At 65.5% G+C, this 25066-nt stretch carries 21 protein-coding genes; 7 read left to right on the top strand and 14 right to left on the bottom strand.

The window, feature by feature from the left end; translation table 11 throughout:
- Positions 1 to 20: 20 nt before the first annotated feature.
- The gene (locus QA635_RS37480; protein WP_283064886.1) at positions 21 to 908 is read right to left on the bottom strand and encodes a LysR family transcriptional regulator; all 888 of its coding nucleotides are present in this window, start codon (positions 906 to 908) and stop codon (positions 21 to 23) included.
- A gap of 120 nt (positions 909 to 1028) precedes the next feature.
- On the opposite strand from QA635_RS37480, the gene QA635_RS37475 reads away from it, so the two are divergent.
- The 3 genes from QA635_RS37475 (at position 1029) to QA635_RS37465 (ending at position 3698) form a co-directional block, all read left to right on the top strand.
- Positions 1029 to 1769 carry an SDR family oxidoreductase gene (locus tag QA635_RS37475; protein WP_283064885.1) on the top strand — a complete coding sequence of 247 codons (741 nt, stop codon included), beginning with the start codon at positions 1029 to 1031 and terminating at the stop codon, positions 1767 to 1769.
- A 56-nt stretch (positions 1770 to 1825) separates the two neighbouring features.
- A complete protein-coding gene (locus tag QA635_RS37470) occupies positions 1826 to 2725 on the top strand; it encodes an SDR family oxidoreductase (protein WP_283064883.1) in 900 nt (299 codons plus the stop codon).
- Positions 2726 to 2861: 136 nt separating this feature from the next.
- Positions 2862 to 3698 carry an IS5 family transposase gene (locus tag QA635_RS37465; RefSeq protein WP_225164260.1) on the top strand — a complete coding sequence of 279 codons (837 nt, stop codon included), beginning with the start codon at positions 2862 to 2864 and terminating at the stop codon, positions 3696 to 3698.
- 136 nt (positions 3699 to 3834) lie between these two features.
- Here QA635_RS37465 and QA635_RS37460 read toward each other — a convergent pair whose 3' ends face one another.
- From QA635_RS37460 to QA635_RS37450, 3 genes are all read right to left on the bottom strand, one after another.
- Positions 3835 to 4917 carry a carboxylesterase family protein gene (locus tag QA635_RS37460; protein ID WP_283064881.1) on the bottom strand — a complete coding sequence of 361 codons (1083 nt, stop codon included), beginning with the start codon at positions 4915 to 4917 and terminating at the stop codon, positions 3835 to 3837.
- Between the two features lie 23 nt (positions 4918 to 4940).
- Positions 4941 to 5912: a S1C family serine protease gene (locus tag QA635_RS37455; RefSeq protein WP_028342559.1), complete on the bottom strand. Its 972-nt coding sequence runs from the start codon at positions 5910 to 5912 to the stop codon at positions 4941 to 4943.
- Positions 5913 to 6056: 144 nt separating this feature from the next.
- Positions 6057 to 7571, bottom strand: coding sequence for an AMP-binding protein (locus tag QA635_RS37450; protein WP_283064878.1), 1515 nt, complete (start codon positions 7569 to 7571; stop codon positions 6057 to 6059).
- Positions 7572 to 7893: 322 nt separating this feature from the next.
- Here QA635_RS37450 and QA635_RS37445 point away from each other — a divergent pair, with 322 nt between their 5' ends.
- On the top strand, positions 7894 to 8214 hold the full coding sequence (locus QA635_RS37445) for a PilZ domain-containing protein (protein WP_283064876.1): 321 nt from the start codon (positions 7894 to 7896) through the stop codon (positions 8212 to 8214).
- Positions 8215 to 8490: 276 nt separating this feature from the next.
- Here the strand turns inward: QA635_RS37445 and QA635_RS37440 are convergent, their stop codons facing one another.
- The 3 genes from QA635_RS37440 to QA635_RS37430 form a co-directional block, all read right to left on the bottom strand.
- Positions 8491 to 8877, bottom strand: a complete 387-nt coding sequence (locus QA635_RS37440; protein ID WP_283064874.1) for a hypothetical protein — start codon at positions 8875 to 8877, stop codon at positions 8491 to 8493.
- 383 nt (positions 8878 to 9260) lie between these two features.
- Entirely contained in the window at positions 9261 to 10289 is a 1029-nt protein-coding gene (locus tag QA635_RS37435) for a peptidoglycan -binding protein (protein WP_057016193.1), read from the bottom strand.
- A gap of 27 nt (positions 10290 to 10316) precedes the next feature.
- The gene (locus QA635_RS37430) at positions 10317 to 11303 is read right to left on the bottom strand and encodes a hypothetical protein (protein WP_028342555.1); all 987 of its coding nucleotides are present in this window, start codon (positions 11301 to 11303) and stop codon (positions 10317 to 10319) included.
- Between the two features lie 541 nt (positions 11304 to 11844).
- Here QA635_RS37430 and QA635_RS37425 point away from each other — a divergent pair.
- The 3 genes from QA635_RS37425 (at position 11845) to QA635_RS37415 (ending at position 17465) form a co-directional block, all read left to right on the top strand.
- Positions 11845 to 13050: an efflux RND transporter periplasmic adaptor subunit gene (locus tag QA635_RS37425; RefSeq protein WP_283064868.1), complete on the top strand. Its 1206-nt coding sequence runs from the start codon at positions 11845 to 11847 to the stop codon at positions 13048 to 13050.
- 6 nt (positions 13051 to 13056) lie between these two features.
- Complete coding sequence (locus tag QA635_RS37420) at positions 13057 to 16212, top strand: multidrug efflux RND transporter permease subunit (RefSeq protein WP_283064866.1); 3156 nt, start codon at positions 13057 to 13059, stop codon at positions 16210 to 16212.
- A gap of 116 nt (positions 16213 to 16328) precedes the next feature.
- On the top strand, positions 16329 to 17465 hold the full coding sequence (locus QA635_RS37415; RefSeq protein WP_283064863.1) for an AAA family ATPase: 1137 nt from the start codon (positions 16329 to 16331) through the stop codon (positions 17463 to 17465).
- Positions 17466 to 17479: 14 nt separating this feature from the next.
- Here QA635_RS37415 and QA635_RS37410 read toward each other — a convergent pair whose 3' ends face one another.
- From QA635_RS37410 to gap, 7 genes are all read right to left on the bottom strand, one after another.
- A complete protein-coding gene (locus tag QA635_RS37410; protein ID WP_283064862.1) occupies positions 17480 to 18274 on the bottom strand; it encodes an inositol monophosphatase family protein in 795 nt (264 codons plus the stop codon).
- 229 nt (positions 18275 to 18503) lie between these two features.
- A complete protein-coding gene (locus QA635_RS37405) occupies positions 18504 to 19586 on the bottom strand; it encodes an HcpA family protein (protein ID WP_283064861.1) in 1083 nt (360 codons plus the stop codon).
- 7 nt (positions 19587 to 19593) lie between these two features.
- The gene (locus QA635_RS37400; protein WP_283064859.1) at positions 19594 to 20283 is read right to left on the bottom strand and encodes a thiamine phosphate synthase; all 690 of its coding nucleotides are present in this window, start codon (positions 20281 to 20283) and stop codon (positions 19594 to 19596) included.
- On the bottom strand, positions 20284 to 21309 hold the full coding sequence (locus QA635_RS37395) for a class I fructose-bisphosphate aldolase (RefSeq protein ID WP_283064857.1): 1026 nt from the start codon (positions 21307 to 21309) through the stop codon (positions 20284 to 20286).
- Between the two features lie 191 nt (positions 21310 to 21500).
- Positions 21501 to 22568: a class II fructose-bisphosphate aldolase gene (gene fba, locus QA635_RS37390; protein WP_057016199.1), complete on the bottom strand. Its 1068-nt coding sequence runs from the start codon at positions 22566 to 22568 to the stop codon at positions 21501 to 21503.
- Positions 22569 to 22610: 42 nt separating this feature from the next.
- A complete protein-coding gene (locus tag QA635_RS37385) occupies positions 22611 to 23807 on the bottom strand; it encodes a phosphoglycerate kinase (RefSeq protein WP_283064854.1) in 1197 nt (398 codons plus the stop codon).
- Positions 23808 to 23950: 143 nt separating this feature from the next.
- Entirely contained in the window at positions 23951 to 24958 is a 1008-nt protein-coding gene (gene gap, locus QA635_RS37380) for a type I glyceraldehyde-3-phosphate dehydrogenase (protein ID WP_028343978.1), read from the bottom strand.
- Between the last annotated feature and the right edge of the window lie 108 nt (positions 24959 to 25066).

Below are 25066 nucleotides of genomic sequence, written 5' to 3'. Positions count from 1 at the left end.
GCTGTGGTTCCGGCGATCGATCAACTGCGCGCGAACGCCCGCATCACGTAATCGATGAATACGCGCACGCGCGGCGAGAGCTGGCGGTTGCGCGGATAGAGCAGGTTTACCGGCACCGAGGGCGGCGGACATTGCTGCAGCACCGCGACCAGCGTTCCGTTTGCTAGATCGGTTTCGGCATGGAAGCGCGGCACCTGCACGAGGCCGAGACCGAGTTTGGCGCTCGCGAGGTAACTCTCGGGTCCCGTCACCGACATCGGCGCCGGCAGCGGAAACTGCTTCAGCGTGCCGTCGATCACGAACTCCATCGGCCGCAGGCGTCCCGTGGTCAGCGAGCGGATGCCGATCATGCGATGGCCGTCGAGTGCGAACGGATCGACCGGTGTGCCGAAACGCGCAAGATAATCCGGCGTCGCGCAGGTCAACCGCTCCAGCATCGTGACCTGCCGCGCGATCATGTCGCTGTCGGGCAGCTTGCCGAAGCGCAGCACGCAGTCGACGCCTTCGCGGATCAGATCGACCCAGCGGTCGCTCTCGCTCATGTTGATCTCGATGTCGGGATATTCGGCGAGGAAGCCCGGCAGGTTCGGCAGCAGGAAGTGCCGCGCCAGCGTGCCCTGCACCTCGAGCCGCAGCAGCCCCTTCGGCCGCGCGCCGCCGAACGCGCCCTCGGCGTCTTCGAGGTCCGCGATTAGCGACAGGCAGCGGCGGTAGTGCGCCTCGCCATCGAGCGTCGGGCGCACCGTGCGCGTGGTGCGCTCGAGCAGCCGCACGCCGAGCCGCGCCTCCAGCCCCTTCACCGCGTCCGTCACCGTCGAGCGCGGCAGCCCCAGATCCTCGGCGGCGAGCGAAAAGCTGCGCCGCTCGACCACCCGGGTGAACACGCGCATCGCGTCGAAACGGTCCATCTATTGTCCGGTAATAACGAATAGTGATGTCGGATGATGCACAATTATCCGGCCGGCGCCAAGGCATAGTGTCCTCCCATCGAACGCGGCGCGGCCGCACAACCTGATGGGAGACTGAAAATGACCAACCAAACCAACAAGGTAGCTCTGGTGACAGGTGCCTCGCGCGGGATCGGCGCGGCGGTGGCCGAACGCCTCGCCAGGGACGGCTTCACCGTCGTCATCAACTACTCCGGCGACGCCAAGTCCGCCCAGGCGGTGGCGGACAGGATCGAGGCCGCCGGCGGCCGGGCACTGACCGCGAAGGCCGATGTCAGCGATGCCAACGCGGTGCGCGGCATGTTCGACGCGGCGGAAGCCGCCTTCGGCGGCGTCGACGTGCTGGTCAACAATGCCGGCATCATGAAGCTCGGCAAGATCGCCGACAGCGACGATGCCGCGTTCGACCAGCAGGTCGCGGTCAATCTGAAGGGCAGCTTCAACACCATGCGCGAGGCGGCGCGCCGGCTGCGCAACGGCGGACGCATCGTCAACTTCTCAACCAGCGTCGTCGGCACCAAGCTCGAGACCTACGGCATCTATGTCGCGACCAAGGCCGCGATCGAGTCGTTGACGGCGATCCTGTCCAAGGAATTGCGCGGCCGCGGCATCACGGTGAATGCGGTCGCGCCCGGGCCGACCGCGACCGACCTGTTCCTGCACGGCAAGTCGGACGAGCTGATCGACCGCTTCGCCAAGATGGTGCCGCTGGAGCGGCTCGGCACGCCTGATGACATCGCCAATGCCGTGGCCTTCCTCGCCGGCCCCGACGGCTCCTGGATCAACGGCCAGACGCTGCGCGCCAATGGCGGCCTGGTCTAACGCCCGCACATCTCCAACCCAACTCGCATTCAACCGACTTCACTGGGATATTTGTCATGAAACAGGTCATCGTCATCACCGGCGCTTCGAGCGGCTTCGGCCGCCTCACCGCCAACGCGCTCGCCAAGGCCGGCCACACCGTCTACGCCTCGATGCGCCACACCACCGGCCGCAACGCCGCCGCGGTCGCCGATATCGAGGAGTTCGCGCGCGACAACAAGGTCGACCTGCGCTCGCTCGAGCTCGATGTCGGCTCGCAGGCGTCGGGCGATGCGGCGATTGCGCAGATCGTCGCCGAGGAAGGCCGCCTCGACGTCGTGATGCACAATGTCGGCCACATGGTGTTCGGCCCGGCGGAGGCGTTCACGCCCGAGCAGCTTGCCGAGCTCTACGACGTCAACGTGCTGTCGACACAGCGCGTCAATCGCGCGGCGCTGCCGCAACTGCGCAAACAGGGCAGGGGACTCGTGGTCTGGGTGTCGAGCAGCTCTTCGGCCGGCGGCACGCCGCCCTATCTCGCGCCGTATTTCGCGGCCAAGGCCGGCATGGATGCGATGGCCGTGATCTATGCCCGGGAGCTTACGCGCTGGGGCATCGAGACCTCGATCATCGTGCCCGGCGCCTTCACCGGCGGCACCAACCACTTTGCGCATTCCGGCCGTCCCGCCGACGAGGCCCGCGTCGCCGAATATGAGGCCGGTCCCTATGCCGGCTTCGGCGAGGAGATCATGAAGGCGTTCGCGGCGATCGTGCCCGAGGATGCCGACGCCTCGTCGGTCGCGGACGCGATCGTGAAGGTGGTCGACACGCCGTTCGGCAAGCGGCCGTTCCGCGTCCACATCGATCCGACGCAAGATGGCGCCGATGTCGCATTCGGCGTGATCGACCGCGTTCGCAACGAGATGCTGCACCGGGTCGGCTTCTCCGATCTGCTCAAGCCGCGAGATAACCAGTAACGTTGTCTGGGTTGAAGAGTAGCGCCCGCGCGGCCCCACCCGTCACCGTCATCCTGAGAGCCTGACTGAAAAATGGGTGAGTGATCTCAGTGGGGTGTGATTCCATCGGATTTGCAAAGATTCGAGGGAGAGCACGATGCCCTGGACCAAGATCACTCGGGAGCAATATCGGCGGGACGATCTGCGTTATGCAAGCGATATGACCGATGCGGAGTGGGCGCTGATCAGACGCCTGTTGCCGCGAGCGAACCGGCGCGGCCGGCCGCGTAAGACGGAGCTGCGTCGTGTGATCGAAGCGATCCTCTATATCGTTTCGACTGGCTGTCAGTGGCGGGCGTTGCCGCAGGAGTTCCCGCCCTATTCGACGGTGCAGGGCTATTTTTATAGATGGCGGGATACAGGCCGGTGGCAGAGGATTGTCAGCGTGCTTGTCCGACGGGCGCGAAAAAAGCTTGGACGGACACCGAAGCCGACGGCAGCCGTGATCGACAGTCAAAGTGCGCCAACCACGCAAGCTGGCGGACCGCGCGGCTACGATGCAGGCAAGCGCATCTACGGCCGCAAGCGGCATATCGTGACGGATACCAATGGCCTCCTCCTTGGGGTTCATGTTCATCCGGCCAACGTTCAGGACTGCCATGGCGCCGTACCGCTGCTGAAGAACGTGCGGATGAACTTCCCCCGGCTGCGCCACGTCTTTGCCGACCGGATCTACCGCGGAAATCAACTCCTCGACGCGCTCTCAGACTGCGGTCCATGGACTGTCGAGATCGTCGAGCGGCCTCAAGGCGTCAAAGGCTTCCAGCTTCTGCCGAGGCGGTGGGTGGTTGAACGCACATTCGCTTGGTTCGGCAGATGCCGCCGCCTCGCCAAGGACTTCGAGGCGACGGTGGCAACCGAAGCTGCCTGGCTGCTGATTGCACACATCAGGCTCCTGACCCGCAGACTCGCGGCTGCAGCTAAGGTTGGGTGATTTATGAGTCAGACTCTGAGGAGCGAGTAGCGCGTCTCGAAGGATGCACGGCCCCGATGCAGCCGCGCTGCCGCAGCCGGGCCGTCGACCCTTCGAGACGCGCTTCGCGCTCCTCAGGGTGACGGAAGAGATCTCCTCAGGTGTCGCCAGTAGCTGCTCCATTCAGCCACTGCATGATCTCCGCATTGATCTCGCACGGATAGGTGTGGCTGAGATCGTCGATCTCGCGATAGGTCACCCTGGCGCCGGCGGCCGACAGCAAGCCTTGGGTCTGCCGCGCGGTCTGCACCGGGAACATCCAGTCGAGCCGGCCGTGGGTGATGAAGATCGCCAAGCCGCGCAGCCGCTCCGCGTCGGCGATTTCCGCCATCAGCGGATGGAAGGTCGCGGCAACCGGCGCCAGATGCGTGAAACGCGAGGCGCCGTCGAGCCCGCTCACATAGCTGAAGGTGCCGCCGTCGCTCATGCCGGTCAGCAGCATGCGCGTCTCGTCGATCTTCCAGCGCGCACGCACCTGGTCGAGGATGCGGTTGAGGTTCGGCGTGTCGGTGTCCTCGCCCATCAGCGCCCAGGTCTGGCCGGTCGCGGTCGGCGCCACCAGGATGGCGCCGCGACTGCGCGCGTCGCGCAGCCAGCTCCACAGGAAGCCGCGGCCGTTGCCGCTGCCGCCATGCAGCGCCATCACCAGCGGCCAGGCGCGATCCGGCGTGTAATATTCCGGCACGTACATCGAGAAGCCGCCGCGGCTGCCCGGCTCGTTGCGCTCGTGGAAGATGCCGGTGTCGGCGTTGGGCTTGGCCGCGAGCTTCGCCTGCAGCTCGGTATCCTCGCGCAGATCGGGCGCGATGAAGAAGCCGCTGACCGGCGGCAACTCGGTCAAGGGATAGAGCGCCTCCTGCGCCCGCGGCAGATAGCGCAGCGCGCGGAATACGCTGACCAGATCGCCTTCGCCGTTCTGCACGGCGCGCAGCCCTGCGTAGCCGGCGAGCGCCGGTTCGATCGCAGCTTCCAGCGCGGTCTTGATGTGCGCGAATTTCTCCGGCCAGTCGGCGAGCCGCGGCCGCACCGCCTGCAAGGCCTCTTCGGGCTCGCCCGCGATCTGCATCACGCGATCGAAGTCCGGCGGATTGAGGTTGCGCGCGACGAACGACAGCGATTCCAGCGTCTGCAACAGCGGCGGCAGCACGGCCACGATGTCGTCAACCACCGCCTCGCTCATCGCCGCTGCCTCTTCCCTTTGCCTTAATGCAGCCGCGGCGCCTTCAACAGCTTTATGCGGTCGATCGAGGTCAGCGTGACGTCGAAGGTGACGCCCTCGTGATAGATGGTCAGCGGCACGTCGACGCCGGCCGCGCCGAGCGACCAGAGCTTGCGGTAGAAGCCGGCCTGGCTCGTCACCTTGTCGCCGTCGACCGCGAGGATCACGTCGCCGGTCTTCAGTTCGGCGCGCGCCGCCGGTCCCTTGCTGGCGACGCCGACCACCACGAGGCGGTTGTCGATCTCGGTCGTGAACATGCCGAGCCACGGCCGCGCCGGCTTGTCGACCCGGCCGAACTTGCGCAAATCGTCCAGCACCGGATTGAGCAGATCGATCGGCACGATCATGTTGACATGCTCGGCGTGGCCCGAGCGCTCACGTTCGAGCTGCAGCGAGCCGATGCCGATCAGCTCGCCGGCATTGTTGATCAGCCCGGTGCCGCCCCAGTTCGGATGCGACGGAGAGGTGAAGATCGCCTCGTCCAGCAGATACTCCCAGTAGCCGGCGAATTCCTGCTTCGCCGCGATCTGGCTTGCGACCGAGCGCGTGCGGCCGCCGGCGCCGCCGAGCACCACATTGTCGCCGACCTGGGTCGCCGCGGACGAGCCGATCCGCAGCGGTTCGAGATCGAGCCGGCCGAGCGCCTGCACCAGGCCGAAGCCGGATTCGAAATCGAAGCCGAGCGCGTGGCCCTCGACCGCGCGGCCGTCGCCGAGATGCAGCCACACCGTGGCGGCTTCAGTGATCAGATAGCCGATCGTCAGCACCAGCCCGTCGTCGATCAGGACGCCATTGCCGGCGCGCTCGGTGCCGAGCGTCTCGGCGCTGAAAGCATCCGGCGGAATGATCGAGTGCAGCCCGACCACACTCATCAGCGCGCGATCGAGATCGTAGCGGTAATCTTCGGGGCGAGGCTGAAAGGCCGCGGGCACTTTCCATTCGGTCGTGGAGGGCATCAAGGGATCTCCTGGCGTGCAGGGCGCTGGAACCTCAAGGTAGACCGAGGTTCTGCCGGCAGGGAAGATGGAATGATATACCTTGCAGGGCCGCCTGCACAGCTCATGTGGCGTGCAGACCTGCCCCTCGCAAGATAATTGAACCTATTCGGTTTTTGCCGCACGCGCCGGCATGATGCGGAAGGCACGGTTGTCCTTGATCCACGCGGCGCGCTCGTCGCGCAGCATGGTGCGGCGAACCTTTCCGGAATCGTCGCGCGGCGCGGTGCCGACGCGCTCGAAACTTTCCGGATGCTTGTAGCGGCTGAGCCGGTCCTTCAGGAAATCGCCCATGCCGTCGGCGATCGCTTGTGCATCGGCGCTGTCGGCGAGCTCGAGGATCGCATGCACGCGCTGGCCGAATTCCGGATCGGGCAGTCCGACCACGACGCAGGAGCGCACCTCGGGATGCTCGCTGACCGCGGCCTCGACCTCGGCCGGATAGATGTTGGCGCCGCCGCGCAGCACCATGTCGGCGAGCCGGTCGCCGAGATAGAGATAGCCTTCTTCATCGAGTCGGCCGATGTCGCCGAGCGACTCCCAGCCATCCGGCCGCCGCTTCGGCGTTGCGCCGAGATAGTGATAGGTCGAGCCGGCGCCTTCATTGGGCAGGAAATAGATTTCGCCGGTCTCGCCGGGCGCGACGTCGTTGCCGTCCTCGCCGATGATGCGCAGTTTCGCGGTCTCGCCGATCTTGCCGACCGAGCCCTTGTGCGCCATCCATTCGACGCCCGAGATCACGCAGGCGCCCTGCCGCTCGGTGCCGCCATAGAGCTCCCAGATCCGCTCGGGGCCGAGCCATTCGATCCACTTCTCCTTCAGCCACGGCGGCATCGGAGCTGCCATGTGAAACACGATGTTCAGGCTGGAGACGTCGTAGCGGCTGCGCACCTCCTCGGGCAGCGCCCAGATCCGGTGCATCATGGTCGGCACGAAATTCACCCATTGCACGCGCTCGCGCTCGATCAGCCGCAGCGTCTCCTCGGCGTCGAACTTCACCATGCCGGTGACCCTTCCGCCCCCGAACAGCGCAAAGTGCGAGAGGATGAATGGCGCATTGTGATACAGCGGCCCTGGATTGAGCAGCGAGGTGTCGCGCGTAATACCGAGCGTCGCCTCGGCCGTGGTCTCGATCACCGCGGGGTTGTGATCGAGGATCACCTTCGGCCGCCCGGTCGAGCCGCCGCTCGTCATCGCCTTCCAGTAGCGCGCGACCGGCGCATCGAGCGGCTCCTCGGAGAATCCGTCCGGCACGAAATTCACCGGCAGCGAATTCGGCGCATTCCAGTCGGCCTCGCCGCCGACCACCAGCGACGGTTTCAGAATCTCGAGCACCGCAGCGGCCTCGCCGCGCGGCAGCCGCCATGACAGCGAGGTCGGCGTCGCGCCGCACTTCCACACCGCGAAGGTGGTCTCGAAGAACGCGTTGCTGTTGGGCAGCCCGATCGCGACGAAGTCGCCGGGCTTGACGCCCTTGGCGGCGAAGGCGCGCGCCCGTGCATTGGCGCGGCGCTCGAGCTCGAGCCAGGTCAGCGCATCCGCGCCATGACTGATGGCGATCGCATCCGTGGGCTTGCGTTCGGCATACCAGCGCGGCACGTCGGCGAGGGGGATCAGCATGGGTCGTTTCCGTCGGAAAAGGCGGCTTGAAGCGCTCTTGTTGCAGGGATGTGGTCAACGCCACGGCCGCCACTTCACCAAGAGTGCAGTCTCCGTGTCAAGCCGGCGGCTGCCGAGGCGGCCGGTATCCCGCTGATGGAATTGCAGAATCCTTGTTCGCTAAAAGCCCCGTCAAGATTCCGGTAAAGTTCAAGCGATCGCGCTAAGCCGGGCTTTACGGGGGGCCGGCATTGTGGCCGTTGCGGTTCTGTGCCGGGCGCGTCGAGCGACGTGCGCGGCGTGCAATTTCTTTCAATGACCAATGGCTTCAAGGACGGCGACGATGGCGAGCAATGGAGCACGGATCAAGGTCAGTCGCGAGCCGCGGCGCCAGCTCAACAATCGTGCGGCCTGGATCACGATCGACGACGGCGCGACCGAGAGCGAATGCGCTGTGGTCGACATCTCGCCGGGCGGCGCCAAGATCACCACCGAGGTCGAGTTCGAGGTGAGTGACCGCCTCGCGCTGACGCTGCTCGCCGATCACGCCAAGCGCTACCCTTGCAAGGTGGTCTGGCGTCGCGGCAAGACCTACGGGCTCAAATTTGTGACGGCCGAAGTCGAGCCGGTTGAACCGGCCGCAGAGCCGGCCGGCGCGACCTAGTGTGCTGAATGCGAAGTTCGTGTGATTTCGCGGCAACCACTTTCACGAACTTCGCATTCATAAAGCACACTAGAATCATAAGTTTGCTAGTGTCCTTATCGAATCCGAAGTTCGCTCCGAAGGTGCGGCAAATGATGCGAACTTCGGATTCGGGACACTAGCGCAGCGTTTCATCGATCAATGATCGAGTGGACGTTCGGCGCAGACCATCGCCGATCGGATCGGGCGCGCGTTCAATGGTTCACGCGAGGACGTCCCGCGCAAGCGTGGCTCACGTCAACGTCGCTGCGGGTTGTCGGCATTGCCGGTGGTGGTGCCCGTCGGGCCTCCCGGAAGCGCCGGTGCGGCGCTGCCGCCGCCGGTGCCGGAAGACGGTGCGACGCGCTGGCCGGACTGGGTCGGGAGCGCAGTGCCGCCGACGCCGTTCGACGGCGCGGCGCGGTCGCCTGGCCTCGGCGGCAGCGGGGTGCCGCCGGTGTTTTGCGCGAGAAGCTGGGCCGGTGCGAGGATAAGGCCGGCGGCGACGACGATGGCAAATTTGGTCTTGAACATGTGCTGGTCCGAGATGGCGCGGTGAGGCTGCAGCGAGTGGCTCAGCCGCGACGGAGACGAGACATCCGCCAAGCCCGCGAGATTGCGATACCAACATAACGTCAGCCGCATTTGATGCGTTCCCGGACGCCTCGCCAGGGCGAAGCAAATATCCGTGTAATGAACGGTCTCCACCGATCGCGGCGACGCCTCGCCGGTGTTGCGGATCTTTCGACATGAAGTTTGGACATTCATGTCGCGAGAATGCGGATGTGTGACTCACAGACCTCGCCACACACTCAATGTCGTCCTGGCGAAAGCCAGGACCCATTACCCCAAATCTCAATTGTTGCGCGACGCTGGGGCCACGATCCCGTCCAGGATCAAGTGCGGTGGTTATAGGTCCTGGCTTTCGCCAGGACGACGAACGGATAGTGCCGTGTGCCCGTCCCACGGGTTGACGCAAACACAGTCGAGCCCGGCAATGACGACTGGTTGGCCAGGCGGCCTGCCGCCTAGCGTTCCGTCAGCTTCAGCTCGATGCGGCGGTTGCGCTTGTAGGCCTCTTCGGTCTGCGCGGTGTCGAGCGGCTGGAATTCGGCAAAGCCGGCGGCGACCAGGCGCTGAGCCGGCACGCCGAGCGAGACCAAGTACTGCACCACCGAGATCGCGCGTGCCGAGGACAATTCCCAGTTCGACTTGAACAGCGGGCTGTTGATCGGCCGCACGTCGGTGTGGCCGTCGACGCGCAGCACCCAGGCGATCTCGGGCGGAATCTGCTTGTCGAGATCGATCAGCGCGCTCGCGACCGTTTCGAGCTCGGTCTTGCCCTCGGGCAGCAGCGTCGCCTGGCCGGTGTCGAAAAACACTTCCGACTGGAACACGAAGCGGTCGCCGACGACGCGGATATCGGGACGGTTGCCGAGGATCGCACGCAGCCGGCCGAAGAATTCCGAGCGGTATTTCGACAGTTCCTGCACCCGCTGCGCCAGCGCGACATTGAGGCGCTGGCCGAGATCGGCGATGCGGTTCTGCGATTCCTTGTCGCGTTTCTCGGAGGCGTCGAGCGCCTCCTCGAGCGCGGCGAGCTGGCGGCGCAGCGCGCTGATCTGCTGGTTCAGCAGCTCGATCTGCGCCAGTGCGCGCGACGATACGGCCTTCTCGGATTCAAGCGCCTTGTTGAGTTCGTTGGCGCGGCCCTGCGCGTCGCTGCCGGAACTCGCGAGCCCCTCATAGAGTCCCTTCATGCGGTCGCGCTCGCCTTCCGCCGAGGCGAGCCCGGCGCGCAGCTGCGCCACCTGGTCGTCGAGCGTCAGCTTGGAGAGCTTCTCCAGCGACAACAGGTCGTTGAGCTGGGCGATCTTGGCGGTGAGCTGTTCCAGTGCCTTGTCCTTGCCGGTGACCTCCTGCGACAGGAAGAACTGCACGACGAGGAACACCGACAGCAGGAACACGATCGACAGCACCAGCGTCGACAATGCGTCGACAAAGCCGGGCCAGTAGTTGAAGCCGGATTCGCTGCGGCGCGAGCGGGCGAGGGCCATGGGTGTCTCCTTGGGCTTGCTCCCCGGCTAGCTTTTCTCGGGCTGGCGGGCGAGGCGTTCGAGCAGCCGCTTGATCTCGCGGTTCTGCTCGCCCTGGCCGTCGGCCCATTCGCGGATCATCTGCTGCTCGGTGCGCATATGCGCAACCAGTCCCTGGATCGCCTCGGCAAGATTGGCCATCGCGGCCGTGGTGCTGCGGCCGCCGCCGCCTTCCTCGAGCGCGGTGCGGAGCCGGTCGATCGCGCCCTGCATGTTACCGGAAACGCCGGCTTCATCGCCGGAAATGCCGCGCACGGTGCCGGCGAGCCAGTCCTCGAGGTCGGTGTAGAAGCGGTTCTGGGCCTGGCTCGACTGCAGGTCGAGGAAACCGAGGATCAGCGAGCCGGCAAGGCCGAACAGCGAGGACGAGAACGAGATGCCCATGCCGCCGAGCGGCGCGGCGAGGCCCTCCTTCAGCGTATCGAACAGCGCGCCGGAGTCGCCGCCGACCTTGAGCCCGTCGATCACCTTGCCGACCGAGCCCACCGTCTCGATCAAGCCCCAGAACGTGCCGAGCAGGCCGAGGAACACCAGCAGGCCGGTCATGTAGCGCGAGATGTCGCGGGCTTCATCCAGGCGGGTTGCGATCGAATCGAGCAGATGTCGCATGGTCTGCTGCGAGATCGACATCCGCCCCGAGCGTTCGCCGCCGAGGATCGCGGCCATCGGGGCAAGCAGCGTCGGGCGGCGCTCGATCGCAAGGCCGGGATCGGCGATGCGGAAATTGTTGACCCAGGCGACCTCGGGATAGAGCCGGATCACCTGGCGGAACGCCAGGATGATTCCGATCAGCAGCACCGCCCCGATCAGGGCGTTCAGCCCCGGATTGGCAAAGAAGGCGGTGACGATCTGCTTGTACAGCACGACCCCGACCAGGCCGCAGAGCACCAGGAACACCAGCATCCGCACCAGGAAGATACGAGGCGAGGACAGCTTGCTCAATTCGATCTCCATGTCGGAGCGGGAAGGAGGCATTGCCGGGTCATCCGTTCGCGAAGGCCGCATCTGCGAGCAATATGGCACAGCGGCGGAGTGAGGAAAGCCGATTCCAGGGGCAGCAAACAGGACCTTGAGTTGGAATCTCGTGGGCCGTTGCCGCTTTGCACGGCTTTCCGACCGCTCGGCGCATCACCATCCGCTGAACTGCACACCCCACCCGCAGATCGCGAAATGAGGTCGGCTTGCACGCGTCGTTCGGTGAGGCGAACGCGACGATGGTGATTCGGTCCGATGGTCTCGGTGTTGCGAGGTGCGGCATTCCGCGCAGGCAAAATGGCGTGGTTCCCGCTCACGCAGACCTTAATGCATTCCCACAGCCTGCGATGGAACCCGCTCACAATGCGGTGAAAAGACAAAAGATGCCGCGAAATCAGAGTGATAGCGTTCTGTGACATTGAGCCGCCCAAAAACGCATTGCGTCGCAGCAAGCAGATTTTATTTTCATCGCAGCAACGCGAGCGGTGTCGCCGTGACACCGCCGTTCGTTTGTTCAAACCTTTCAGGGGCGATTATCTCAATGTCTGGACTTCGCGCGCAATCGGCATGCATTGCTCTGATGCTGGCCGTGACGGCGCCACTGCTTGCAGGCTGCGACGAGCCGAACACCGCAACCGCCGCCGTGCAAGCACCCGAGCCGGACGTCAGTGTCGTCACCGTGAAGCCGCAGGCGCGCGCGATGCTGCGCGAGCTGCCGGGCCGCATCGCGCCGACCCGTGTTTCCGAGGTGCGTCCGCGCGTCTCGGGCATCATCGTCAACCGTATGTTCCATCAGGGCACCGAGGTGAAGGCCGGCGATCCCCTGTACCAGATCGATCCGCGCCCGTTCGAAGTCGAATTGCAGTCGACCGAGGCGGCGCTGGCGCGCGCCAAGGCCGTGCTCGAACAGGCCGCGCTGCAGGCCCGCCGTATCGCGACCTTGACCAGCCAGCGCGCGGCGCCGGAAGCCGAGAACGAAAAGGCGATCGCGACGCTGAAGCAGGCCGAAGCCGACGTGCAGGGACGCGAGGCCGAAGTTGCGCGCGCCAAGCTCAATCTGGATTATGCGACGATCCGCGCGCCGATCGACGGCACCATCGGCGCGGCGCTGGTCAGCGAGGGCGCGCTCGTTGTGCAGAACGACGCCGCGAGCCTTGCGACCATCCAGCAGCTCGATCCGATCTACGCCGACTTCCAGCAGTCGGTGACCGAGATGAACCAGCTCCGCCGTGCCTTCGAGAGCGGCGATCTCGACCGCATCGCGCCCGACGCGATGAAGGTGCGCCTCGTGCTCGACGACGGCTCGATCTACCCGCTGCCGGGCAAGCTGCTGTTCTCCGACGCCAAGGTCGACGCCTATACCGGGCAGGTGACGTTGCGCGGCGAGTTCCCGAACCCGCATCGCATCCTGCTGCCGGGCATGTATGTGCGCGTGCTGATCGAGCAGGGCATCGACAGCGATGCGATTGCCGTGCCGCAGCAGGCGATCCAGCGCAATGGCGGCGGCGGCAGCGAGGTGTTCGTCGTCAAGGCCGACAATCACGTCGCGGTGCAGCCGGTGCGCACCGGCTCGCTGCAGGGTGGTTCCTGGTTCGTGACCGACGGCCTGAAGGCCGGCGACAAGGTCGTCGTCGAGGGGTTCCAGAAATTCGCCGCCGGCGACAAGGTCCGGCCGCAAGCCTGGCGCGAGGTCGACGCAGCTGCAGCACCGACGGATTCGCACCAGACCGCGCACGCAGTGCGGTGATCCGGCATGCCTAGCTTCTTCATCGACAGGCCGATCTTCGCCTGGGTCGTCGCGCTGTTCATCTGTCTGATCGGCGCGATCTCGATTCCGCTGCTCGCGGTCGCGCAATATCCGATCATCGCGCCGCCCTCGATCTCGATCTCGACCAGCTATCCCGGCGCGTCGCCGGAGAACCTCTACAACAGCGTGACGCGGCTGATCGAGGAGGAGCTCAACGGCGCCGCCAACATCCTGAACTTCGAATCGACCTCCGACTCGCTTGGCCAGGTCGAGATCATCGCCAACTTCAAGCCGGGCACCGACACCAGCCAGGCTTCGGTCGAGGTGCAGAACCGCCTCAAGCGCGTCGAGGCGCGGCTGCCGCGCGCCGTGATCCAGCAGGGCATCCTGGTCGAGGAAGCCTCGTCCGCCGTGCTGCAGATCATCACGCTGAACTCGACCGACGGCTCGCTGGATGAAGTGGGCCTCGGCGACTTCATGATCCGCAACGTGCTGGGCGAGGTGCGCCGCATCCCCGGCGTCGGCCGCGCCACGCTGTATTCGACCGAGCGGTCCTTGCGGATCTGGATCGATCCGGCCAAGCTGGTCGGCTACGGCCTGTCCGCCGACGACGTCAACAAGGCGATCACGGCGCAGAACGCCCAGGTCGCCTCCGGCAGCATCGGCGCCGAGCCGAGCACCGATACCCAGAAGATTTCCGCGCAGGTGCTGGTGAAGGGCCAGCTGTCCTCGCCCGACGAGTTCGGCGCCATCATCCTGCGCGCCAACAATGATGGCTCGACGGTCCGCCTGCGCGACGTCGCGCGGATCGAGATCGGCGGCCTCAGCTACCAGTTCAACACACGCTTGGACGGCAAGCCGACCGCCGGCCTCTCGGTGCTGCTGTCGCCGAAGGGCAATGCGCTGGCGACCGCGAGCGCGGTCGAAGCCAAGATGAAGGAGCTGTCGCGCTTCTTCCCGGCCAATATCTCCTACGAAATCCCCTACAACATCACGCCCGTCGTGAAGGCCTCGATCGAGAAGGTCCTGATGACGCTGGTCGAGGCGGTGGTGCTGGTGTTCATCGTGATGTTCCTGTTCCTGCAGAACATCCGCTACACCATCATCCCGACCATCGTGGTTCCGGTGGCGCTGCTCGGCGCCTGCGCCACGCTGATGATCGCGGGTTTCTCGATCAACATGCTGACCATGTTCGGCATGGTGCTGGCGGTCGGCATCCTCGTCGACGACGCCATCGTCGTGGTCGAGAACGTCGAGCGCATCATGGCGGAGGAAGGCCTGCCGCCGAAGGAAGCCACCAAGAAGGCGATGTCGCAGATCACCGGCGCCATCATCGGCATCACGCTGGTGCTGATGGCGGTGTTCGTGCCGATGGCGTTCTTCCCCGGCTCGGTCGGCATCATCTACCGCCAGTTCTCGGTCACCATGGTGGCGGCGATCGCGTTCTCGGCGCTGCTCGCGCTGTCGCTGACGCCGGCGCTGTGCGCGACGCTGCTCAAGCCGGTCAAGAAGGGCCACGGCCATGCCAGCAAGGGCGTGTTCGGCTGGTTCAACCGCGTGCTCGACACCAGCCGCGCCGGCTATACCCGCACCGTGCAGGGCTCGCTGAAGCGCACGGGCCGCCTGATGCTGATCTACCTCGTGCTGTTCCTTGGCGTCGCCTACGGCTTCGTGCGGTTGCCGGGCGGCTTCCTGCCGGTTGACGACCAGGGCTTCATCACGACCGACGTGCAGACGCCGTCGGAGTCGTCCTATGCCCGGACCGAAGCTGCGGTCGAGCAGGTCGAGAAATACCTCAAGGATCGCGCCGGTATCGAGAACGTCACGTTCCTCACCGGCTTCAGCTTCCTCGGCCAGGGCATGAACACCGCGCAGGCCTTCATCACGCTGAAGGACTGGTCGGAGCGCGGCCCGAAGGATTCGGCCGCCGCCATCGTCGCCGACATCAACCGCGACCTGTCGTCGATCCGCGACGCCAGGATCTCGGCGTTGCAGCCGCCGCCGATCGACAATCTCGGCAACTCCTCGGGCTTCTCGTTCCGCCTGCAGGACCGCGGCCAGAAGGGTTACTCGGCGCTGATCGCCGCGTCCGATCGCCTGATCGCGGAGGCCAATGCCAGCCCGATCCTGCAGAAGGTCTATGTCGAAGGCCTGCCGCCCGCGCCGCAGGTCAATCTGATGATCGACCGCGAGAAGGCGGGCGCGTTCGGCCTCACCTTCGAGGACATCAACAACACGATCTCGACCAATCTCGGCTCGAACTACATCAACGACTTCCCGAACCGCGGGCGCATGCAGCGCGTCATCGTGCAGGCCGACAAGACCAGCCGCATGAACGCGGACGACATCCTCAACTACAACGTCAAGAACAGCCGCGGCCAGCTGGTGCCGTTCTCGGCCTTCGCCACCATCGAGTGGACGAAGGGGCCGACGCAGATCGCGGGCTTCAACTACTATCCGGCGGTGCGCATCTCCGGCGAGGCGCGGCCCGGCTTCACCTCGGGCGATGCGATCGCCGAAATGGAGCGGCTCGCCGACAAGCTGCCGCGCGGCTTCGGCTATGAATGGACCGGCCAGTCGCTGCAGGAGAAGCTGTCGGGCTCGCAGGCGCCGTTCCTGCTCGCGCTCTCGGTGCTGGTGGTGTTCCTGTTGCTGGCCGCGCTCTATGAGAGTTGGACCATTCCGCTCGCGGTGCTGCTCACCATTCCGCTCGGCATTCTCGGCGCGGTGGTGGCGGCGACGATGCGCGGGCTCTCCAACGACGTCTATTTCACCGTCGGTCTGATCACCATCATCGGTCTTGCCGCCAAGGACGCGATCCTGATCATCGAGTTTGCCAAGGATCTGCGCGCGCAGGGCAAGCCGCTGGTCGAGGCGACCATCGAGGCGTGCAGCCTCAGATTCCGCCCGATCCTGATGACCGGCCTTGCCTTCGTCTGCGGCGTGCTGCCGATGGCGATCGCGACCGGCGCCGGCGGCGCCAGCCAGCAGGCGCTCGGCACGTCAGTGATGGGCGGCATGATCGCGGTGGTGATCCTCGCGCTGCTCCTGGTCCCGGTGTTCTTCGTCAGCGTGCAGCGCGTGCTGGCCGGCGACCGCGAGACGGTGCCGGAGCAGGGTGAGGCGTACGGACCGCCCGCGCCGGCGAGGATCGGTCACTGATATCAGGGACCGACGCCGGTCAGATCAGCGGCTTGCTTTCGCAGGCCGACCAATCCAGATTGCAGCTCTGGATTGAACGGGAAGCGTTTGGGCAACCCGGAGATTGAGGGCATGCGATGCGGCCGAGCGATATTGCGATCTCGAATTATCGCTCGATCCGGCGGCTCGTCATGCCGATCCAGCCGCTGTCCGTCTTCGTCGGCGAGAACGGTGTCGGCAAATCCAATCTCTACAAGTCCCTGTCGCTGCTACGCGACGCGGCGACCGGCCGGATCACACGCACGATCTCCGACGAAGGCGGTTTGTATTCCGTCTTTTGGTCCGGCAACCGCAGACGCGGAGACGATGCGCGTCTGCGGTTGGCCGTGAGGCTCGACCACGTCAGATATTCCATCGAGCTCGGATTCCCGAGCCCGGTCGTGGCGGCATTTCCCGGTGAGCCGATGATCAAGTCCGAAACGATCGAGGCGACCCACGGCAAGAAAACTATACTGATGATGGAGCGCACCAACTCACTCGTCAGTGTCCGCGATGAGAACGGCACCTGGAGCCAGCACAAGGATGCGGTGCTGCCGTCGGAAACCGCGCTGGCCGGATTTTCGGATGGTAAGGGAAGTCCCGAGATCGACCTGATCCGAAATGCAATGCTGAGTTGGCGATTCTATCACGACTTCCGGACCGATCCGGCGTCGCCGATACGAAAGCCGTGTCTCGCGATCACGACACCTTCGCTGAGCGCCGATGGCCACGATCTGGCTGCCGTGTTGGCAACCCTGTTCACGATCAGGCAGGATGCCGGCGATCTGCAGGATGCGATCGAGGACGCATTTCCGGGCGCCGAACTGCGGGCTTGGGAAAAAAATGGGCTATGTGAATTCCAGTTGCAACTGGAGGACATGCCGCGTCCGTTCAAGGCGCACGAACTATCCGACGGGACGCTGAAATATATTTGCCTGCTCGCCGTGTTCATGGGCTATCGGCTGCCGCCGTTCATCGCGCTGAACGAGCCCGAGACCAGCCTGCATCCATCGCTGCTGGCGCCATTGGCCCGGCTGATCGCCAAGGCGTCGCGCCGCGCCGACATCTGGATCGTCACCCATTCGGAGCATCTGATGGAAGCGCTGCGCAGCGAGAGCGCGGTGCCGCTGCGCCGGGTGATCAAGACGAAGGGCGCCACCACCATCGAGGGCCTGACCGCGGGCGGTGAATTTCGTGACGGGCAGGACGACGATGATGAGGATGACGACGATTAAATCGCGCCGTCGCGTTACTGCCCGAGCGGCTTGAGGATCTTGATCAGCTCGCCATGCACGAACTCGTTGCCGCAGACGACGTGGCCGGTCTGCAGCGGGTCGTCATTGCCCTGGATGCCGGAGACGGTGCCGCCGGCTTCGCGGACCATCAGCAGGCCGGCCGCGACGTCCCAGGCCTGCAGATTGCGCTCCCAATAGCCGTCGAGCCGGCCGGCGGCGACGAAGGCGAGGTCGAGCGAGGCGGCGCCGAAGCGGCGGAAGCCCGCGACCTTGCTCTGCAGCGCGGCCATCTCCTGCAGCGCGAGCTGGTGATTGCCGCGGCCGATATGCGGCAGGCCGCACGCCACCACGCATTCGTTGAGCTGGCGGCGGCCGGCGACGCGCAGCCGCTGGTCGTTGAGGAACGCGCCCTTGCCGCGCTCGGCGATGTAGAGCTCGTCATTGGCGGGATTGTAGATCACGCCGGCGATCACGGTGTCCTCGCGCTTGAGCCCGATCGAGATCGCGAATTGCGGGATGCCGTGCAGGAAGTTGGTGGTGCCGTCCAAGGGATCGACGATCCAGGTGTGACTCTTGTCGCTGCCTTCGCGCTTGCCGCCTTCCTCGCCGACGAACCCGTAGCCGGGCCGGGCCTTCTCGAGGTCGGTGTAGAGCATCTCCTCGGCGCGCTTGTCGGCGAGCGAGACGAAGTTCGCCGGCCCCTTCAGCGACACCTGGAGATGTTCGATCTCGCCGAGGTCGCGCTTGAGGCTGCGGCCGGCGCGGCGCGCGGCCTTGACCATGACATTGATGAGAGCGGAGTAGAGCATGATGAGAACTTGTGACCCGAGAAATGTGAAAGTCGATCAGGCGGCGCACGCAAATCCGTCATCCTGAGGTGCGAGCGCAGCGAGCCTCGAAGGGTGCACGGCCCCGGACCGGGCCGTTCATCCTTCGAGACGCGCTTTCGCGCTCCTCAGGATGACGGATCAGGAGGGAGCGACCTAGCCGCCCGAGTTTCCGGACTGGGTGCCCTCTGGAAGTGGCGCCGTCAAGGCGTCATTTGACGTTGTTTCCGATCCATTTTCGCGCGGCTGCCTCGGCCTTGGCGCGGTCTTCCGGGCTCATATCGGCGAGGATGTCGTCGAGATCGGGGTCGCCCTTGCCGGCGGTCTTGGCGACCGTGTGCCATTTCAGCGCCTCGACCTTGTCCACCGGGGCGCCGGCGCCGGTCGCCAGCACATGGGCGAGGCGGTTTTGCGCGATCGCGCTGTTCTGCCGGGCCGCCTTGCGCAGCAGTGCCACCGCCGCCGGCACGTTCCGCGGCGTGCCGGAGCCGTTGTAGAGGGCGATGGCATATTCGACCTCTGCATCGACATTGTCGGCCAGCGAGGCGGCCTGCAGCAGCCGCGCCGCCCTCTCGAGGTCCTTCGGCACGCCGGTGCCTTCCTTGTAGAAGGTCGCGAGCGCGTATTGCGCCTCGGGGCTGCCGGCGTCGGCGGCCATGCGCAAGAGCTCGGCGGAGCGGCGGAGGTCCTGCGGCAGGGTCTGGCCGTCGAGATAGAGCAGCGCGAGATTATAGGCCGCTTTCGGCTCGCCGAGCTTGGCCGACGACGCCAGCAGCTTGACCGCGGCGTCCTTGTCCACGGCGCCGCCGCGGCCGGCGATCTTCATCATGGCGAGCGCGAACATCGCCTCGCGGTCGCCGGCATCGGAGGCGCGCTTGTACCACTCGTCGGCCTTGACGTAGTCGCGCTTGACGCCGAGCCCATTGGCATAGAGCTCGCCCAGCATCGTCATGGCCTTGGCATCGTTGTTGTTCTGCGCGCGCGCGGTCGCGAGATCGAACGCGGTCTTGTACATGCCGCGCTGATAGGCGCCGTAGACGAGGTCGACATTGGGGTCGTCGACGGCCTGGGTCGGGGTCGGCGAGGGCGTCGGAGATGCGGCAGGCTTCGGCGTCGCGGAGGCGGCGGGCTTCGGCGTCGGCTTCTTCGCGACCGGCGAATGCACCTTCGGCTTCGCAGCCTCCTTCTTCGCGGGCGGCGTCTGTGCCGGCGGCGTGATCGAGAGCTGCGCCATCGCGCCGCTCGCCAGCATCGTGCAGCCGAGCGCAACACCTATCGGACGCAGGCATTTCATTCCGGCGTCATCCCTCGGCCTTTCCGTCGGCCTTGGCCTTGCCGAATGCGCCGGCATGCGCCTGCGCAATCGCGTCGCCGATCTCGACGAGCGCCGCCTTGGCGCCGCGCGGATCGGACCAGACGAAGTCTCCGACCAGCACGAAATCCGCGCCTGCCGCCGCGAACGCCTCGGCTTCCTCGCACGAGGTTGCAAAGCCGATGCAGGGCGGCTCGAACAATTCGTCCCACCATTCCAGCCGCTCGGCGATCGCCTCGCGCGAGGGCCGCTGTCCGTTGGTGTCGGGCTCGCCGAACAGCACATAATCGGCGCCGGCTTCGCCCGCGGCCATGGAATCGTGGCGGGTCGCGAGCCCGCCGACGCCGACAATGCGGTCGGGCTTCAGCGACGGCACCGCCTCTTCCATCGCGGCGATGCCGGTCAGATGCGCGCCGTCGGCGCCGGCGCGAGCCACGATATCGGGATGGCCGTCGATCAGCAGCGCCGCGCCGGCGTTCTGGATCGCAGGCGCCAGCGCCTTGATGGTGGAGATCATGCTGCGTGGATCGCTCTCGAGCAGCCGCACCAGCACGGCCGCGACATCGGCCGCGGCAAGCAGCTCGGTGAGCTCGGCCGCAAGCCGCGCGGGCTCATCGACCGGCGGCGTTGCCAGATAGAGACGCGGCGCCGGCCGCGGCGGAACGGGCTTGGTCGCCAACTATGCCGCCTGTTTCTCGAGGCCGGCTTCCCAATTGCCGGTGCTCGCGAGCCCGTTCATCCGGGCGCGATGCGAGAAGGCATGCTGGCCCGCGGGGACGTTGTCGGGCTTGCCGGACCACGCCTTCTGCGGCGCCGCCTGCAGCGCACGGCCATAGGAGAAGGTCAGCCGCCAGGGCAAATTGCCGATCTTGTTCATGGCGTCGAGATGGGCGGTCGCTTCCTCGTCGCTCTGGCCGCCGGAGAGGAAGGCGATGCCGGGCACCGCCGCCGGCACGCAGCTCTTGAGCAGGCGGATGGTCTTCTCGGCGACTTCCTGGACCGACGCCTGCTTCGGGCATTTCTTGCCCGAGATCGCCATGTTCGGCTTCAGGATCATGCCTTCCAGCGCGACGCGCTGCACCCGCAATTCCTGGAAGGTTCGGTTCAGCACGCGTTGCGTCACCTCATAGCAGCGGTCGATGTCGTGATCGCCGTCCATCAGCACCTCGGGCTCGACGATCGGCACGATCTGCGCGGCCTGGCACAACGCGGCGTAGCGCGCCAGCGCATGCGCATTGACGCGGACCGCGGTCTGGGTCGGAATTCGCGGCCCGATATCGATCACCGCGCGCCATTTCGCAAAGCGCGCACCGCGCTCGTAATATTTCTTCAGCCGCTCGGCGAGCTTGTCGAGGCCGACGGTGACGAGTTCGCCCGGGCAGTTCGGCAAAGGCTGCGTGCCCTCGTCGACCTTGATGCCGGGGATCGCGCCGGCCTGCTCGATCAGCTTGACCAGCGGCGTGCCGTCCTTGGCATTCTGCCAGATCGTCTCGTCGTAGAGGATGACGCCGGAGATGTACTTGCTCATCGCCTCCTGCGAGCGGAACAGCATCTCGCGATAGTCGCGGCGATTGTCCTCGGTCGAATCGACCTTGATGGCGTCGAAGCGCTTCTTGATCGTGCCGGAGGATTCGTCTGCGGCGAGGATGCCCTTGCCGGGGGTGACCATGGCAAGCGCGATTTTGTTGAGGTCGGAGAGGTTCATCGGGGCGTCCTCCAGAGCCATTGCCTTTGCAAACCAAAATAGGCGGTTCTCGGGCAAATGCCTAGAAAACGTTCGTCGCGGCCGATGTTTGTCGCAGCCGGCGATCAAGCCTTCGGGACACCGCTTCCGACTGCGCCGGAGCCGGTGTCCCGCCGTAATGTTTCAGGCGATATGTTGTCAGGCAAACCTTGTCAGGCAACCTTGGGGTCGAGCTGGCCCGCGGCGTAGCGCTTGGCCATTTCCGCCGTGGTCAGCACCTTCTTGATCTTGCTGGCCTGGCCCGCGGTGTTGAACTCCTGCAGGCGCTGCTTGCACAGCTTGGTCATCGCCTCCATCGCGGGCTTGAGGTATTTGCGCGGATCGAACTCTTCCGGATTGTCCTTCAGCACCTTGCGGATCTGACCGGTCATCGCCATCCGGTTGTCGGTGTCGATGTTGATCTTGCGCACACCGTTCTTGATGCCGCGCTGGATCTCGGCGACCGGCACGCCCCAGGTCGGCTTCATCTTGCCGCCATTGGCGTTGATGATCTCCTGCAGCTCCTGCGGCACCGACGAGGAGCCGTGCATCACCAGATGCGTGTTCGGCAGCTTGCGATGGATTTCCTCGATCACGTTCATGGCGAGGATGTTGCCGTCGGGCTTGCGGGTGAACTTGTAGGCGCCGTGCGAGGTGCCCATCGCGATCGCCAACGCGTCGACCTTGGTCTCCTTGACGAACTTCACGGCCTCGTCCGGGTTGGTCAGCAGCTGGTCGTGCGACAGCTTGCCCTCCGCGCCATGGCCGTCTTCCTTGTCGCCCATGCCGGTCTCGAGCGAGCCGAGCACGCCGAGCTCGCCTTCCACCGAGATGCCGCCGAGATGGGCCATGCCGGTCACGGTCTTGGTGACGCCGACATTGTAGTCCCAGTCGCCGGGGGTCTTGCCGTCGGCCTTCAGCGAGCCGTCCATCATGACCGAGGTGAAGCCGGCCTGGATCGCGGTCATGCAGGTCGCGGGCTCGTTGCCGTGGTCGAGATGCACGCAGACCGGGATCTGCGGGTAGATCTCGGTGACGGCGTCCATCATGTGCTTGAGCATGACGTCGTTGGCGTAGGACCGCGCGCCGCGCGAAGCCTGGATGATGACGGGCGCGTCGACCTCGGAGGCTGCCGCCATGATCGACAGCGCCTGTTCCATGTTGTTGATGTTGAAGGCAGGTACGCCGTAATCATGCTCGGCCGCGTGGTCGAGCAGTTGCCGCAACGTAATGCGAGCCATTCCATTTCTCCCTGTAGTGCAAGTTCGCGGATGTAACCTAAATCAACGGTTTTTCAGAACTTCGACGCCCGGCAGCGGCTTGCCTTCCATCCATTCAAGAAACGCGCCGCCCGCGGTCGAGACGTAGGAAAAATCGCCGCCCACGCCCGCCTGGTTCAGTGCCGCGACAGTGTCGCCGCCGCCGGCGACCGAGATCAGCTTCCTGGCCTTGGTGCGTTCGGCGGCATGTTTGGCCGATACCACGGTGCCGCGGTCGAACGGCGTCAGCTCGAAGGCGCCGAGCGGGCCGTTCCAGACCAGCGTCGCCGCGTCGTCGATCGCGGCATGGATGCGCGCGATCGATTGCGGACCGACGTCGAGGATCATGCCGTCGGCCGGGATCGCATCGAGGCCATAGGCATGCGACGGCGCGTTGGCGGCAAACTGGTTGGCGACGACAGCGTCGACGGGGAGGATGATCGCGCAATTGGCCGTGTTGGCCTTCTCCATGATCCGCAGCGCGGTCGGGGCAAGATCCTTTTCGGCGAGCGACTTGCCGACGGCGACGCCCTGCGCGTGCAGGAAGGTGTTGGCCATGCCGCCGCCGATCACCAGCGCGTCGACCTTGCTCACGAGGTTTTCCAAGAGGTCGATCTTGGTCGAGACCTTGGCGCCGCCGATGATTGCGATCACCGGCTTGGTCGGCGCTTCCAGCGCCTTGCCGAGCGCGTCGAGCTCGGCCTGCATGGTGCGGCCGGCATAGGCGGGAAGCTTGTGGCCCAGGCCTTCGGTCGAGGCGTGGGCGCGATGCGCGGCGGAGAAGGCGTCGTTGACCCAGATGTCGCCGAGCTTGGCAAGCTCAGCGACGAAGCCGGCGTCGTTCTTCTCTTCCTCCTTATGGAAACGCGTGTTTTCCAGGCAGAGGATGTCGCCGTCCTTGAGGGCCGCGACAGCGGCGGCTGCGGCATCGCCGATGCAGTCCTCGGCGAAGGCCACCGGGCGCTTGATCACTTTCGACAGCGCGTCAGCGACCGGCTTCAGCGATTCCTTGGGATCGCGTCCCTTGGGGCGGCCGAAATGGGCGAGCAGGATCACCTTGCCGCCCTTGTCGGAAATCTCGGTGATGGTGGGGGCAACGCGCTCGAGCCGGGTGGCATCGGTGACGCGGCCGCCTTCCATGGGGACGTTGAGGTCGACGCGCAGCAGCACGCGCTTGCCCTTCATGTTGACGTCGTCGAGGGTGCGGAACGATTTTGTCATGAGCGTTTCCTGTGCGGCCGGACACCGCCGTCCGACGGACGGCGTCGCTTTCGCTTGCCGATGTCGCGGCCGTTGAGGTCGCGAACGCGGGGGGCAAACACGCAGATGCCCGGCGCTTGGCCGGGCATCATGAACAGTCGAACTTAAACCAGCTTGCCGATCGCGACGGCGGTATCCGCCATACGGTTCGAGAAGCCCCATTCATTGTCGTACCAGGACATCACGCGCACGAAGTTGCCGTTCTGCACCTTGGTCTGGTCCATGTGGAAGGTCGACGAGTGCGGATCGTGGTTGAAGTCGATCGAGACGTTCGGCGCGTTGGTGTAGCCGAGGATGCCCTTGAGCTGCTGCTCGGACGCACGCTTCATCGCCTCGTTGATCTCCTTGACGTCGGTTGCGCGCTTGGCGACGATCTTGAGGTCGATCACGGAAACGTTCGGGGTCGGAACGCGGACCGAGACGCCGTCGAGCTTACCCTTCAGCTCGGGCAGCACGAGGCCGATCGCCTTCGCGGCACCGGTCGAGGTCGGGATCATCGACATCGCCGCGGCGCGGCCGCGATAGAGATCCTTGTGCAGGGTGTCGAGCGTCGGCTGGTCGCCGGTATAGGCATGGATCGTGGTCATGAAGCCGGTCTCGATGCCGACGGTGTCGTTCAGGACCTTGGCGACCGGCGCGAGGCAGTTGGTGGTGCAGGAGCCGTTCGAGATCACCAGGTGATCCTTGGTCAGCGTGTCGTGGTTGACGCCGTAGACGATGGTGGCGTCAGCACCGTCGGCGGGCGCCGAGACCAGCACGCGCTTGGCGCCGGCGGTGAGGTGCGCGGAGGCCTTGTCCTTCGCGGTGAAGATGCCGGTGCATTCCAGCGCGACGTCGACGCCGAGCGCCTTCCACGGCAGCTTGGAGGGATCGCGCTCGGCCGAAACCTTGATCTTGTTGTCGCCGAGGCTGATCGAGTCGCCGTCGACGGTGACGGTGCCGGGGAAGCGGCCATGCACGGAATCGAAGCGCAGCAGGTGCGCATTGGTCTCGACCGGGCCGAGGTCGTTGATGCCGACCACCTCGATGTCCTTGCGGCCGGACTCGGCGATGGCGCGCAGAATGTTGCGGCCGATACGCCCAAACCCGTTGATCGCGACGCGGATTGCCATGCTCGTCTCCTCTAATGCTGTTGTCAGCCCCGCGGGAGCGCTCCCACGAGGTTTTTACGGCGGAACGCCCGGTTCGGCCGGGCGCGTACGGAAAAGATGGAGCTTAGG

The organism is Bradyrhizobium brasilense, from assembly GCF_029714345.1.
Taxonomy (GTDB): Bacteria; Pseudomonadota; Alphaproteobacteria; order Rhizobiales; family Xanthobacteraceae; genus Bradyrhizobium; species Bradyrhizobium australafricanum.
This window is presented reverse-complemented; position numbering and strand designations above follow the sequence as displayed.

Excerpts from the sequence above, each read along its gene's own strand:
- gap (WP_028343978.1), bottom strand. The coding sequence starts at position 24,958 with ATGGCAATCCGCGTCGCGATCAACGGGTTTGGGCGTATCGGCCGCAAC.
- fba (WP_057016199.1), bottom strand. The coding sequence starts at position 22,568 with ATGGCTCGCATTACGTTGCGGCAACTGCTCGACCACGCGGCCGAGCAT.
- QA635_RS37480 (WP_283064886.1), bottom strand. The coding sequence starts at position 908 with ATGGACCGTTTCGACGCGATGCGCGTGTTCACCCGGGTGGTCGAGCGG.
- QA635_RS37460 (WP_283064881.1), bottom strand. The coding sequence starts at position 4,917 with ATGAGCGAGGCGGTGGTTGACGACATCGTGGCCGTGCTGCCGCCGCTG.
- QA635_RS37430 (WP_028342555.1), bottom strand. The coding sequence starts at position 11,303 with ATGCCTCCTTCCCGCTCCGACATGGAGATCGAATTGAGCAAGCTGTCC.
- QA635_RS37395 (WP_283064857.1), bottom strand. The coding sequence starts at position 21,309 with ATGAACCTCTCCGACCTCAACAAAATCGCGCTTGCCATGGTCACCCCC.
- QA635_RS37450 (WP_283064878.1), bottom strand. The coding sequence starts at position 7,571 with ATGCTGATCCCCCTCGCCGACGTGCCGCGCTGGTATGCCGAACGCAAG.
- QA635_RS37465 (WP_225164260.1), top strand. The coding sequence starts at position 2,862 with ATGCCCTGGACCAAGATCACTCGGGAGCAATATCGGCGGGACGATCTG.
- QA635_RS37445 (WP_283064876.1), top strand. The coding sequence starts at position 7,894 with ATGGCGAGCAATGGAGCACGGATCAAGGTCAGTCGCGAGCCGCGGCGC.
- QA635_RS37475 (WP_283064885.1), top strand. The coding sequence starts at position 1,029 with ATGACCAACCAAACCAACAAGGTAGCTCTGGTGACAGGTGCCTCGCGC.
- QA635_RS37455 (WP_028342559.1), bottom strand. The coding sequence starts at position 5,912 with ATGCCCTCCACGACCGAATGGAAAGTGCCCGCGGCCTTTCAGCCTCGC.
- QA635_RS37410 (WP_283064862.1), bottom strand. The coding sequence starts at position 18,274 with ATGCTCTACTCCGCTCTCATCAATGTCATGGTCAAGGCCGCGCGCCGC.
- QA635_RS37440 (WP_283064874.1), bottom strand. The coding sequence starts at position 8,877 with ATGCGGCTGACGTTATGTTGGTATCGCAATCTCGCGGGCTTGGCGGAT.
- QA635_RS37415 (WP_283064863.1), top strand. The coding sequence starts at position 16,329 with ATGCGGCCGAGCGATATTGCGATCTCGAATTATCGCTCGATCCGGCGG.
- QA635_RS37385 (WP_283064854.1), bottom strand. The coding sequence starts at position 23,807 with ATGACAAAATCGTTCCGCACCCTCGACGACGTCAACATGAAGGGCAAG.
- QA635_RS37425 (WP_283064868.1), top strand. The coding sequence starts at position 11,845 with ATGTCTGGACTTCGCGCGCAATCGGCATGCATTGCTCTGATGCTGGCC.
- QA635_RS37405 (WP_283064861.1), bottom strand. The coding sequence starts at position 19,586 with ATGAAATGCCTGCGTCCGATAGGTGTTGCGCTCGGCTGCACGATGCTG.
- QA635_RS37420 (WP_283064866.1), top strand. The coding sequence starts at position 13,057 with ATGCCTAGCTTCTTCATCGACAGGCCGATCTTCGCCTGGGTCGTCGCG.
- QA635_RS37435 (WP_057016193.1), bottom strand. The coding sequence starts at position 10,289 with ATGGCCCTCGCCCGCTCGCGCCGCAGCGAATCCGGCTTCAACTACTGG.
- QA635_RS37470 (WP_283064883.1), top strand. The coding sequence starts at position 1,826 with ATGAAACAGGTCATCGTCATCACCGGCGCTTCGAGCGGCTTCGGCCGC.